Origin of the sequence: Clostridium sp. KLE 1755, from assembly GCF_000466465.2 — a bacterium.
In the GTDB taxonomy this organism is placed as follows: Bacteria; Bacillota; Clostridia; order Lachnospirales; family Lachnospiraceae; genus Eisenbergiella; species Eisenbergiella porci.
Map to the genome: position 1 here is coordinate 1 of NZ_KE992670.1, position 12645 is coordinate 12645.

At 41.2% G+C, this 12645-nt stretch carries 12 protein-coding genes; 11 read left to right on the forward strand and 1 reads right to left on the reverse strand.

Translation table 11 applies throughout. From position 1 onward, the window contains the following. Positions 1 to 63 precede the first annotated feature (63 nt). The 9 genes from HMPREF1548_RS05350 (at position 64) to HMPREF1548_RS05395 (ending at position 7989) form a co-directional block, all read left to right on the forward strand. Positions 64 to 636, forward strand: coding sequence for a nitroreductase family protein (locus tag HMPREF1548_RS05350; protein ID WP_021634809.1), 573 nt, complete (start codon positions 64 to 66; stop codon positions 634 to 636). Positions 637 to 719: 83 nt separating this feature from the next. Next, positions 720 to 1382 carry a TetR/AcrR family transcriptional regulator gene (locus HMPREF1548_RS05355; RefSeq protein WP_021634810.1) on the forward strand — a complete coding sequence of 221 codons (663 nt, stop codon included), beginning with the start codon at positions 720 to 722 and terminating at the stop codon, positions 1380 to 1382. Between the two features lie 90 nt (positions 1383 to 1472). Further along, positions 1473 to 2387, forward strand: coding sequence for a DUF4097 family beta strand repeat-containing protein (locus HMPREF1548_RS05360; protein ID WP_021634811.1), 915 nt, complete (start codon positions 1473 to 1475; stop codon positions 2385 to 2387). Between the two features lie 56 nt (positions 2388 to 2443). Continuing rightward, complete coding sequence (locus HMPREF1548_RS05365; protein WP_021634812.1) at positions 2444 to 3742, forward strand: hypothetical protein; 1299 nt, start codon at positions 2444 to 2446, stop codon at positions 3740 to 3742. Between the two features lie 224 nt (positions 3743 to 3966). Further along, positions 3967 to 4149, forward strand: coding sequence for a YARHG domain-containing protein (locus tag HMPREF1548_RS30810; RefSeq protein ID WP_021634813.1), 183 nt, complete (start codon positions 3967 to 3969; stop codon positions 4147 to 4149). Positions 4150 to 4169: 20 nt separating this feature from the next. Next, positions 4170 to 4949: a putative periplasmic lipoprotein gene (locus tag HMPREF1548_RS05375; protein ID WP_021634814.1), complete on the forward strand. Its 780-nt coding sequence runs from the start codon at positions 4170 to 4172 to the stop codon at positions 4947 to 4949. A 124-nt stretch (positions 4950 to 5073) separates the two neighbouring features. After that, positions 5074 to 5214: a hypothetical protein gene (locus HMPREF1548_RS29830; protein WP_021634815.1), complete on the forward strand. Its 141-nt coding sequence runs from the start codon at positions 5074 to 5076 to the stop codon at positions 5212 to 5214. A gap of 49 nt (positions 5215 to 5263) precedes the next feature. Continuing rightward, entirely contained in the window at positions 5264 to 6652 is a 1389-nt protein-coding gene (locus HMPREF1548_RS05380) for a DUF2971 domain-containing protein (protein ID WP_198168614.1), read from the forward strand. 875 nt (positions 6653 to 7527) lie between these two features. Then, a complete protein-coding gene (locus tag HMPREF1548_RS05395; protein WP_035321212.1) occupies positions 7528 to 7989 on the forward strand; it encodes a low molecular weight protein-tyrosine-phosphatase in 462 nt (153 codons plus the stop codon). An 18-nt stretch (positions 7990 to 8007) separates the two neighbouring features. Here HMPREF1548_RS05395 and HMPREF1548_RS05400 read toward each other — a convergent pair whose 3' ends face one another. Further along, positions 8008 to 8937, reverse strand: a complete 930-nt coding sequence (locus HMPREF1548_RS05400) for an AraC family transcriptional regulator (RefSeq protein WP_051358326.1) — start codon at positions 8935 to 8937, stop codon at positions 8008 to 8010. 201 nt (positions 8938 to 9138) lie between these two features. Between HMPREF1548_RS05400 and HMPREF1548_RS05405 the strand changes: the two genes are divergently transcribed. Together HMPREF1548_RS05405 and HMPREF1548_RS05410 are read left to right on the forward strand one after the other, a co-directional pair. Then, entirely contained in the window at positions 9139 to 10461 is a 1323-nt protein-coding gene (locus tag HMPREF1548_RS05405) for an alpha-glucosidase/alpha-galactosidase (RefSeq protein WP_021634822.1), read from the forward strand. 560 nt (positions 10462 to 11021) lie between these two features. After that, a complete protein-coding gene (locus HMPREF1548_RS05410; protein WP_021634824.1) occupies positions 11022 to 12419 on the forward strand; it encodes an SMI1/KNR4 family protein in 1398 nt (465 codons plus the stop codon). Positions 12420 to 12645: the final 226 nt, after the last annotated feature.

Here is a 12645-nt window from a genome sequence, read left to right on the forward strand (position 1 = left end):
AATTTAAGCTTAATCAGCAGGCACTAATTACCAGATACGGTGCAAAATGAAAGGAGATTTTTTATGAAAATCACAGAAGCTTTAAGGGCACGCAGAACATATTACGCGATTAACAGAGAGTTACCTGTTTCTATCGACCGGGTAATTGATATGACGAAAGAGTTAACGGAACTGGTTCCCGACGCCTATAATATGAAGAGCAGCAGAGTGGTTGTCGTATACGGTGAAAAGCAGGATCAGCTCTGGAACAGGATATATGATGTTTTTGAAGGTAAAATTGCCCGTGATAAAATCGACAGTTTTCGTGCGGGCAGCGGTACAATCCTCTACTTCTATGACAGAAAGGTCGTGGAGAATTTCCAGAAACAGTTTCCGCGCTATGCAGACAATTTCCCGATATGGGCATCTCAATCCAGCGGTATGCTGCAGCTTTCCATCTGGAGCGGTCTTAGGGAATTGAATATCGGGGCGTCTCTGCAGCATTACAATCCTGTGATCGACAAGGCTGTGAAAGAGCTTTTTAATCTTCCGGAAGGATATGTACTTGTAGCAGAAATGCCATTCGGCGGAATTGTGGAAGAACCTGCGCCGAAAGATAAGGAAGATATCACAAAACGTGTTTTTTCTGTCTGCTGAATGAAAGAATACATTATTGACATTCATACATTGCGGCAGTAATATATAAATGAACAGTTCATTCACTGGGAGGAGGACGGTACATGAATGACCGCATAAAATCAATCACAGACGCGGCGGCCTGTTTATTCTTACAACAAGGATATTCCAAAACGCAGATTAGCCATATTGCAAAAGCGGTCGGTGTTTCTGTTGGTACAATTTATCTTGATTTTACCGGGAAAAAGGAAATTATGCACTTTGTTTTAAAATGTACCATTGACCCTGCGTTTATCAACCGGAATTTTGAAAGACCAGTCACTGATGATTTATTTGACGGTTTGGAAAAAGATATTGTTGCCGTATTTGAAAAAACAGGAAATGATTTTGCAAAACACCTTGAAAATAACGCTGCTGATTATGACCTTGAAACCCTTGTGTCTGACGCATTTGACCTGCTTGCAAAATATGCCGTCGGCTGTCTGTTTATTGAAAAAAATCAATTTGATTTTAAGTTTTTAGCAGATAATTACAGGGTATATCGCAAAAAATTCTTTGAAACTATGAAACAATACTTAGCGGCCTTTATTGAAAGCGGAAAAGTACGTCCATTGGAACAAATTGAACTATCCACCATGTTGATTATTGAAATTTTATCATGGTGGGCAATGGATATAAGATATACATCCTTTGAAACACAGGACATTTCCCCTGAACTTGCCAAAAAAGTCTGTATAGACAATATTCTATCTGCATATAAGGCGTAAGTAAAAATTTAGCGGGCAGACAACTGCCCTCTAATTTTACCCATAATATGAATGAATAATTCATTTTTATAAGGAAGAGAGGGTTTCACTATGAAAATGAAAAGAAAATTTATCAACAGCTTACTTTTGGCTGCCTGTCTGTTTATCCTGTCAGGCTGTTCACACGTGCCGCCAATCCAGGCCGCAAACGAACTACGCTTTAATCTGAACTCCATTTCAGAAATAACTATATCCTATGATGAAGAAGCTGTTACCTTTTTTCAATCAGATAGTGACGAACTGGTAATCAGGGAATATATGACTGAAAACAAAAGCCGGTATTATGCTGATGTGAAACAAGACAGCGGAGGCATCCAGATTAACGAGGGTGGTAAACCATTTCTCAAAAGTAATTTTACACGGTATATTGAAGTATATTTCCCGGAAGAATATCGTGGAAATCTTACCGTTACAACAACTGACGGCAACATTGAATTCACCGATGTAACCTTAGACCTGAATTCGCTACGTGTTGACAGTACCGCCGGGACAGTTCAGTTAGACAATGCCAATGCTTCTGTTATCCATTTATCATCTACAAGCGGGAAAATGGATTTAGGAAACATAACGGGAGAACAAATCAGGCTGGATACAACAAGCGGAAAATTCACTTGCGCAAAACTTGCAGGGAATGTTGCTTATACCTCCACAAGCGGTGACATTGATGTAAAAGCTGCTGTCGGTTCTGGAAGCTATCGGGCAAATAACTCCGGTAAGATAAAAGTAATCTATACTGATGTGACAGGTAATCTGACATTTTTCAATAAAAATGGCAGTATCGAATTGACACTCCCGCAGGATTTGGAATTTGAGTTTGAGGCGACTACAAAAAATGGTTCTGTTTCCACCTCATTCCAGGAAAGCATCAATATTGACGGACGTACTACTCGTGGAACTGTCGGCAATTCGCCCATGGTCACGGTGAAAACAGAAACTAACAATGGGAATATAGAGGTTACGCAATAAAAAAGATAAATCGCAGACAGGTTATTGTTTACTGTATATTTATAGGGGTAACAAATATGAATGTCGGAAAATCTATAATTACTGGTATTATCGGGTTTGTTGGGATTGGTTTTAAAGAAAAGGTAATCAGTTTTTGTCAGCGCAAGGCAAACAAAGTGCAAATACCCATAAATAAATGTGAGAGCTTGGATTTTGTTGAAGCAACACACAGGCACAAGGTTTATCCGCTTATGTACTGTTATATGGAGTTAGACAGAAATTTAGACATTGCTCAATTACAGACTGCTGTCATTCGTTCCTGCCAATATGTGCCGGAAATCCTCCAGGCTTATGATTTTGCAAGAGGACGTTTTATTGACAAAGGTTTTACAGTAGGTGATATCATAAGCCACGCTTCGGACTTGCCACAATGGAAACTAGATAAAAGGCCGCAGCTTCAAATTGTGATAAATGATGAAAAAAAGAAAATGATTATCAGTATGAGCCACATTCTGGCTGATGGCGTGGGCTTTTTACAATATTTGTATTTATTATCTTTTCTTTATAACGGACATACACCTGCTTTTCCATTAGAGAATTGCAGGGATATTGCACCTGTTTTGAAAAATGTCCATATTGGGCGGACAACGGAGCAGACGCGGCAGCATAAGCATATTACAGTGCCGCCTTTAAGGAAAAGCAGCAATGGGAAAAAACAATTTTGTTTATGTAGCCATATTTATCCTGAAGACTTTTCTGCTCTTTATTGTAAGAGCAGAAAACAAAATGTGACCCTTAACGACGTGTTTATTACTGCTTATGCCCGTGTAATATCCCGATTACATGAGATACAGACTGTAGTTATCCCCTGTCCCGCGGACCTGCGGAAATTTTCATCCATGCAGGGGAAATTTACCGTAGCGAATATGACGGGGATTTACAGAAAGATTGTTGTTGAGATTAAACCGCAACACTCTTTCAGCCAAACCTTGTCACAGGTACATATTGAAATGGAATTACAAAAATCACGTTTTCGTTGCCTGGTTGGTATTCGATCGCTAGACTATACGTTTCATAAAATACCGCGATTTATACTTGCTCTGGGAATAAAATGGTTTTACCGTTTATTCCCTGTTTCGTATACGAACTTTGGGAAAATCGACCATACAAAATTGTTTTTTAATAACTGTAAAATCACGAGTTGTTATACAACAGGGACTTACAGATTTCCACCCGATTTTCAAATATCCATAAGTACTTTTCAAAACGTGTGTACACTGAATTGCACTTTAACAGGACAAGACACGGACAAAATGACCGGGCAGCATATTTTAGATGAAGTTAAGAACGAAATTATAGATTGGGGGAACACCTGATGAAAGCATTACGGTCAAGAGGTAACAGCAGTTTTGATTTGGGTTAGAGTCATGATATGGCAAGAAAAGTGAAAATAAGATAAGATTTGTATTATTGTAGATTCTTGTGGGATATTTTATTATAATATGAATTGGGTAGACAGTTTCTATCTAATTCAACTGGGAGGTTATTGCATGGAAAAGATCATGAAAGGTGATTTTTAATAGAGTAATAGACACTTTAAATGGCAAAAAATGAAATATATGCAAGGCATGGGTATATTTTCAAGAATGAAGATTTGTATAATTATTTTATGGGGTGTGTAAGGTATCATCCAACTTGTGAAGCAAAAGATTTTGATGATAGTGTGTTAAACGAATATGAAAAAGCTAATCATGAGATATTGGCATCGATGGATACCTTTTAGAAGCGATAAAGGAGTAACTTATGAAAAAAAAGTGTGTTTTGTTTGTATTGTGTATGATGTTTCTAGTGGGGTGTTCTGAACAAAACGAAGAACAAAAAAAGCCCATAATTGAAGAAAATATAGAAACGGAAAGCAATATCATCGTTGAAGAAGAAACGGTAGAAAATAATGATATTCAAACAGAAAATGCTGCACCTACAAAAAAAGAAGTTCTGGCTATGAGAGAATTGGTATTAGATGGAATGTCCGATGATGAAAAGGAAAGATTAACGGAAAATATTAAAGTTGCAAATCTTCAAATGGAATACGCTTATCTAAATGATAATATATTCGACAAATTATCTGATAAAGACAGTTTGTTTTGGAATTATTTTGACCAGAAAGGTGATATACAAATTGGTTGGGCGTATGAAGGCAATAAGAAAACAGTTATGAATGAAGAAGGCATTACTGAAAGTGAATTCTATCAAAAGTATGGGGAACCAGTAATGGAGTACAATAGATTTGATGGAGCAAATTTTGTGGAGCTTATTCAGGATATGCAAAAATCTGTTCAAAATGAAAGTTTATCAGCAGATCTCCAGCAACTGATTGATCTGACGAATTTGGCAATAGAGACGCATGAAGTAGAATATGCAAATGAAATATATAAGATATTACATGATCTCGATTATTTTCTTTTGAGATACGGAATTGAAGATGTCGGAAAATATACAAAAGATGGGAGTGTAGTAGCAAAATATTACGGTGTGCTTATGGTATATGAAAAAGATAAAAATACAAGTTCGAACGAAGGATAACTTAGTGTCCAAACTACCTTTAAGTAGCCAAAATGTACAAACCAGCAGGTAAAACACAGACACCCTTTTTGATTTTAACCAGCCCATAGGACTGCATCTGAATCCTGATAACCGTTGGGTTCGGATGGCAGATAAAGTGCCCTGGGATGTGTTTGAAGCAAGGTATACCGGCCTGTTCCCGAGACACACGGGAAATGTTGCAAAGCCGCTGCGTATGGCACAGACGGATTTAGATGTGCTGAAGAAGTGGAATAATCAGAATTGAGGAAAAATAAATGTTAATATACCATTATAGACCGATAGAAAGTGCATTGTTGGAAATTGAAAAAGGAACATTCCATTTTGCGTCTCGTGAAGAACTGAATGATCCGATAGAAGGTTATGTCCGTGTTTTCTGGCAGGGAGATAAGGCTGCATGGGAAGGTTTGTTTAGAAATTATATATGCAGTTTGAGTCAGGCTATTGATTTGTATCTCCTTCGTGGGGATGAGGAAATGCTTCATCATGAGACATTACTCGTGAGTTTGCATCGTTATGATAATGTCCCGTTAGGGGATATTCTAAAATCTTTAGGAGATGGTTTCCTCGCAGATGAAGAAATTCAAAAGCTGTCAGCTTTTTATGGAAATAATCGGACGAAAGTATTCGATGGAGAGTTACAAATGATTCTTCATTTTATACATAATAAAGCCCTTATACGCTGCATTCATAACTGTAAGGATTGTAGAATGATACCGGAGGAAACTGCTGATAGCCTATTAAATATGTTTAGAACGAAAGAAAATTCGTTTCCGTTTGAACTGATGGAAGCTGAATTCCTGAACGATGAATATCGCTCAGAAATTATAAAGAAAGCAAAAGAAGTTTTTGAAGATGCGAGAGATTTCCAGTATGTTCGATTAGGATTTGAGGATGATACTTTTTTATATGGTAACCATAGAAATGAAAACGGCCAGATTTCCAAGGAGCAGACGATTACAGAAGCACGTCAGCGCAGAAATTGGATGACAATTGCAGTGGATTTTCCTAAAGTGTATATAGAACAGTTGAAGGATATGATATATCCCGCAAACTATGTGGTTTGTTTCTCAGGCAGAGATAATGATTCTGCCATGTGGGGTAATTATGCGGATCATCACAAGGGAGTTTGCCTGATTTACGAAACGGATGAAAACAACAACATGGCAATTATTAAAAAGAATAGTACTATACATTTAAAAGTGAAGCCAGTTCATTATGAAGGGGAAATGACGGAACGTAATTTCTTTGAAACCTTTGGAAGACTTACTTTTAAGGAAATAGAATCATGGTTAACAGGTGTTGATGGGGTCAGCAGTGTTTTAGATACGTTCTCAGACGAGGAGGAATGGCGAAAAAGGTACTGGGAAGTGTTTGATGCAAAAACATATCGGAAAATCAAAGCATGGGAGCATGAAAATGAATATAGACTTTCACTGGACAACATGTTCTCCGAATATAATGAACCAGTGAACAGAAATTTGAAATATTCACCTGAACATTTCAAAGGGCTGATTTTTGGTATGAATATTTCAGAGTATGATAAAATGAGGATAATGGAGAAATTGCTTACACGTGCAGATGAACTGAAGGAGTTTAAATTTTATCAGGCAGAATATGATGATGAAAAGCAAAGCATTTCAACACGTGAGAAACTGTTTTGGAGACTGGATAACGATAAGTGAAATCATGAATTTTCTATGAGTTTTTCTACCCATAAACTCAGAAGTGTAGGAAGGACATTTTGCATCCGGTAAAATATCTGTGAGGTCAGGAGAAAACAGGTTGCTATTGTTATGGGCATTTAAAATGGCATAGCGGACAACGGCGGTAAAGAAGACATGTTTTCCTCTATGGAGCAGAGAACGTCTGCTTTTTCTTTTCCGATGAAGGAAATGCTGTCCGTTATCAGTTCTTCCATTTGGTTTCCTGCCTGTGTTTCAAACAATCAACTTCAGTCTGTATCTGTAAAACTCTGTTTTCTGTCTCTTACAAAAATATGTAAGCTGATTGATGATCATCTGGATGCAGAATTTATTTTGTGGAACGGTTCCGGAGTACAGATAAAACGCAGATTATTTGAGAAGTATGTTGACGAATATTTGAATGCAAAATAGTCAGATTTCAATAGATTAAGAGTCAGGTTTATGGTATAGTTATGTTACTAATGTCAGAGCCTGACTCTTCTTTCATGCCGTAGGGCAATCAGAAAAGAGAGATAAGAATGTCCGATAGACGAATGAGATGCCTATTATTACACCACATGTTTGAAGGCACATGTTCTGCTTCAACATATCATGGGGCATTCAGATATCAGTGTAACATTGAATACCTATACCCATGTTAAGTTTGAATATGCAGAGGAGGAAATGAAAAAGGTTGCTGGTTGGAAGAAAATCCAGTGTCATATGAAATCTCATGTTTATGACAGATTTATGACACTTGATGGAAAAGATATAACAAAATAAGCAGATTTATACCAGGAAAGTTTCGTTTCACAATGCCGCAGAAATGCTGCAAAATCAAGGAAAAACCAGAGTTTTCAAGGAGTTAAGCGAACATGATAAAAGTATTATTTGTCTGTCATGGCAACATCTGCCGCTCCCCCATGGCAGAATTCATCCTGCGTGACATGGTAAGAGCCAGAAACCTTGCGGCCGAATTCCACATAGAATCCGCCGCCACAAGCACCGAAGAAATCGGCAACCCGGTGCACCACGGAACCCGCCGCAAGCTCTTGGAGCACGGCATTTTCCAGGAGGAGATTTCACAAAAACACGCCCGCCAGATGAGAAAAGAAGACTACAATAAATTCGACTACATCATCGGCATGGATGAAATGAACCTGCGCAACATCATGCGGATCCTCCGTTCCGACCCGGAAAACAAAGTCCATCTTCTCCTGGACTATACAGACCGTCCCGGCGCCATAGCGGACCCCTGGTACACAGGCAATTTTGAAGCCACCTACCGAGATGTATGTGAAGGCTGTGAGGGCTTCTTAAACAGCCTGGGAAAATAAATAAGCAATTAAATAATCCTATCCCCCATAATTCCCCGCCAGTCGCCTGTACTGCAGCGGCGTCCGCCCGGTGGTCTTTTTAAACTGCCGGCAGAAGGACGGGGAATCCGTAAAACCGCAGGAATATGCAATTTCCGTTATATCCCTGCGTGTTTTCTTCAGCATATCCATGGCAGCCTCCAGCCGCAGATCCAGTAAATACTGCTGAACACTTTTCCCGGAATGTGAAATAAATATTTTATACAGATAAGTACGGCTCACCCCCACCTGCCTTGCCAGCTGCTCAATTTTTACCGGATAACTGAAATTATGCTCCAGATACTCCACAGCCTGGCGGAAATAAATTTCCTGCAGCGTTCCGGTCTGGGAAGCATTCCCGGATTCCGGGAGAAGATGCGCAGGAAGCTGTTCCTGATACATGCAGGAGAACAGCAGATAAAAATTCCCCAGGATTTTCAGCAGGTTCTGGCTATTTTCGTGAAAACTGTCCTCAAACACAATTGTCTGTGTAAGCAGCCGCTGTGCACTCTCCTCGTCCGGTGCCCGGTAGACAACCTGGGAATCCGTAAAACCACAGTGACGCAGCAGCGTCCCTGCATCCGGACCATCAAAGGCAATCCAGGTGTATTCCCACGGCTCTTCTTCGTCCGCCATATATTTTGTCGTTTCACCGGGAAGGATCAGGAACGCATCCCCTTTTTTCAAAGCATATTCGGAATTGCCGCGCATATACCTGCCCTTCCCGCTCCTGATAAAATGGATCAGATAATGAGTCCTTACGGCCGGGCCGAAAAAATGTCCCGGGGCACAGGACTCGCTTCCGGAATAATAAAGACGCAGCGCAATGCGCGTCTGTGACTCTGTTAAAAGCCGGATTGTCTCCCGGATGTTATTTTTTTCATCTGTTATATGCCTCAATTCATTAACCTGCGTCAATTCATTTTTCATAAAAACCTGTCCTTCCGATATCCGGTTCCATCCGCGTCCGCCATACCCTTCCGCCCTACGGAAAGAAAACACGAAAGGAAACATAAATACAAAAATAAGAAACAATTAATATAGAAAAAAAGTCCAGAAATCTTAAAATAAAAGCAGATACCATGATTTTAAAGGAATCATAAGTTAAATGCAAGAGAAGGAGGAACTCTCATGGTAAAAATTACTTTTCTGGGGGCAGGAAGTACGGTATTTGCAAGGAATGTCCTTGGGGACTGCATGTGCACACCGGTGCTCAGAGATGCGGAAATCGCATTATACGACATTGACGGAGAACGTCTGAAGGATTCAGAAATCATCCTGAAGGCTATCAACCATAATGTAAACGAAGACAGAGCGGTTATCAAAACCTATCTTGGTGTGGAAAACAGAAAAGAAGCGCTGCGTGACGCTGACTTTGTTGTAAATGCCATTCAGGTAGGCGGCTATGAGCCCTGCACCGTAACTGATTTTGAAATTCCCAAGAAATACGGCCTGAAGCAGACTATCGGTGATACGCTGGGAATCGGCGGCATCATGCGCGGACTCCGTACCATTCCCGTAATGGAAGGCTTTGCAAGGGATATGGAAGAGGTCTGCCCCAACACCCTTTTCCTGAATTACACCAACCCTATGGCAATTCTCAGCGGCTACATGCAGAGATATACGAAAATCAGAACCGTAGGCCTTTGCCACAGCGTTCAGGTCTGCACCGAAGGACTTTTGAAGGGTCTGGGAATGGAAGACAAGCTGGAAGGCGCCACGGACTATATCGCTGGCATTAACCATATGGCCTGGCTTTTGGATATCAGGGACAAAGACGGAATCGATCTTTACCCCGAAATCAAAAAGCGTGCGCTGGAGAAGAATAAAAATGAAAAGCATAACGATATGGTGCGTTATGAATACATTAGAACCCTTGGCTATTACTGCACAGAATCCAGTGAACATAACTCCGAGTATAACCCGTTTTTTATTAAGTCCCGTTATCCGGAAATGATCGATAAGTTCAATATTCCGCTCGACGAATATCCCAGACGCTGCATCAAGCAGATCGCGGACTGGGAGCAGGAAAGGGATAACATCCTTAAGGACGGCAAGATAACCCACGAACGTTCCAGGGAATATGCTTCTTATATTATGGAGGCAGTCGTAACCAACCATCCTTACCAGATTGGCGGAAACGTACTGAATACAGGCCTGATTGACAATCTGCCTTCCGACGCATGCGTGGAGGTTCCCTGCATGATCAATGCAAAAGGTGTAAATCCCTGCCATGTAGGCCGCCTGCCCGTACAGCTGGCCGCCATGAACCAGACAAACATCAACGTACAGCTGCTTACCATTGAAGCTGCGAGGACAAGGGATAAGAACTACATTTACCAGGCAGCTATGCTGGATCCCCATACTGCGGCAGAGCTGAATATCGATGATATCCGCAGCATGTGCGATGAGCTGATTGAAGCCCATGGCGAGTACATGGCAATGTATAAATAAATGCATTCCGGAGGCTCTGCCAGTACACGAACCATGGCGTACTGCGTGCGGATAAGCAAAAGTAAAAAAGTAAGAGCTACTCCGGACAGCAGTTTTAAATGAGAGAAAGCCTTTCTTAGGAAGGTATTTCCAAAAGAAGAAGTAAGCTAAGAAACAAAAGGCTAAGAAACAATAAGCGGTTATACAAACGTTGGTTTTGTATAACCGTTTATTGTTTCTATCTATATTCCATAAATCATTTCCCGCCAATAAGAAAATGCCATATAATATTTATATTTAATACCGAACTGCGCTCATAGACTTAATTCCCATAAAATATTATAATATTCAAGACACTTTATATCCTTTATCAAGATAAAAAGCCATTTAAAAAAGAGGACTAAAAGCCAGATAAAAACAAGTGAACAAATAAACAAACCAATCAGAAAAAAAATCATATTGCCGCGTGCAAAGGTGCATATTACCGCACGGACAGGCACAGGCTGTAAATCACCCTGAAAACTACTCATTAATGCAGCATCGCAGGCAAGACTACAATATACAGGATACAGGAGATAATTATGGAAGAAAAATACCACCCATCCCCGGACTCCCCAACAGAAATACCATTCCAACCAGCCCCTGCCTCTTATCTGAAATCCCTGGTAACCCAGGCCGGAGCCCGGGATCCTTCCCATCTGATATTTGGCGCGGATCGCCACAAATACAAGCTGAATCCCCCTGCTTCACCGGAGCAGGTACGCCGGTTTGAGGAAAAACATAATCTTCTGCTTCCCGAGGAATACAAATTTTTCCTCACTCAGATAGGGAACGGAGGGGCAGGCCCTTACTATGGCCTCTATTCTCTTGAAGAAGCGGAACGGTATACGGAATACCTGGAAACAACGCAAACCGCTGTAAAGGAAAAGGATGAAGAGGCCCCAGCGCCCGCCTTCATCGACCGGCGCATGACGCCGGAGGACTGGGCCGTCCGCATGGAGGAGCTTGATAACTGCAGCGATGAGGAATACGACTCATTGATGTATAAGCTCTGCGCGGGAATGCTGGTCATCGGAACCCAGGGCTGTACCTATGACACTGTTTTGATGTGCAGAGGAAGTGAGCGCGGTAAAATCGTCTATATCGACTGGAACCTGGAACCGGGGTACGGCCCCTTTTTTACCGGAATGCCCTTTCTTTACTGGTACGAAATGTATTTTCAGGAAATCCTTCAGGATCACAATCTTACCTCCTACGGATACCTGTGCCTGAAATCCGAAGAAGAGCTTGTTAAGGACTTCTGCGAAATGGACAAAAAAACAGGGGAGGAAGACAACAACATGGACTTTCCGCCCCTGAACAAGGAACAGCTTCTGTCAAGCCTCTTCCGGTTCAAAACCGCCGCTGCAGAAACCATAGATTTTCTTGTAGCATTGAAGGAACCAGAATTGGATGCCATGAGGACGGAGCTTCTTTTCCGTTTTGATTTACACAGGGGCCGGGAGGTCTTTGAACAGCTTTTGTCAGGAAGCAAACCTGACGCTGCCATTTGCTGCGCCAGAAGACTGCCGGAGGGTGAAAAGTGCCGCTATTACCAGCCCATGCTGCAGCTTTTATATAGAGAAAATATTACAGAAAAAAACAGGCTTCTGTATTTCCTCCATGACTGCAAATGCCGCCGTGCCGGGGATATCATCGCTTTTGCAATGGATAACAACAATAAAGAGGAAACAAGAAAAACCGCTGTCTACGTCATCGGCACCTGCGATGATAAAATGAACTATGTGAGAGAGCTTTCCGAATTAATGCGGGGAGAGTCCTACTGGCTGGCCCATACGGCGCTTCAGGCTGTCTTCAGAAGCAAATGCAGGGGGCTTGACGATACCTATCTTTGGATGTGGGAGAAATATAAAACCGACCGGATGATGAGCGCAAATCTGAAAATCGCCTTCCAGACAAATGGAATCAGCCCACAGTAGAATCATCAGGATAAACGCATCAGCGTAGGCGGCGTCCTTCCTGCCGTCCGAAGCTTCAACTGCCAGCTGTCTTTTTTCCCGGGCAGGAAGGACGCCGCCTACGCTGATGCGTTTATCCTGGCAGAATCATAAAAATGTCAAAATCCGCGTTTACTTTTCCTCATCCTCACATATGCTACTTTAGTACAAAAAAAAGATTTAATAGTGCAAATTTTCCAAAACTGTG

Bases quoted from the DNA above. Each gene is read 5' to 3' on its own strand.
- HMPREF1548_RS05350 (WP_021634809.1), top strand. From the start codon at position 64: ATGAAAATCACAGAAGCTTTAAGGGCACGCAGAACATATTACGCGATT.
- HMPREF1548_RS05355 (WP_021634810.1), top strand. From the start codon at position 720: ATGAATGACCGCATAAAATCAATCACAGACGCGGCGGCCTGTTTATTC.
- HMPREF1548_RS05360 (WP_021634811.1), top strand. From the start codon at position 1,473: ATGAAAATGAAAAGAAAATTTATCAACAGCTTACTTTTGGCTGCCTGT.
- HMPREF1548_RS05365 (WP_021634812.1), top strand. From the start codon at position 2,444: ATGAATGTCGGAAAATCTATAATTACTGGTATTATCGGGTTTGTTGGG.
- HMPREF1548_RS30810 (WP_021634813.1), top strand. From the start codon at position 3,967: ATGGCAAAAAATGAAATATATGCAAGGCATGGGTATATTTTCAAGAAT.
- HMPREF1548_RS05375 (WP_021634814.1), top strand. From the start codon at position 4,170: ATGAAAAAAAAGTGTGTTTTGTTTGTATTGTGTATGATGTTTCTAGTG.
- HMPREF1548_RS29830 (WP_021634815.1), top strand. From the start codon at position 5,074: ATGGCAGATAAAGTGCCCTGGGATGTGTTTGAAGCAAGGTATACCGGC.
- HMPREF1548_RS05395 (WP_035321212.1), top strand. From the start codon at position 7,528: ATGATAAAAGTATTATTTGTCTGTCATGGCAACATCTGCCGCTCCCCC.
- HMPREF1548_RS05400 (WP_051358326.1), bottom strand. From the start codon at position 8,937: ATGAAAAATGAATTGACGCAGGTTAATGAATTGAGGCATATAACAGAT.
- HMPREF1548_RS05405 (WP_021634822.1), top strand. From the start codon at position 9,139: ATGGTAAAAATTACTTTTCTGGGGGCAGGAAGTACGGTATTTGCAAGG.
- HMPREF1548_RS05410 (WP_021634824.1), top strand. From the start codon at position 11,022: ATGGAAGAAAAATACCACCCATCCCCGGACTCCCCAACAGAAATACCA.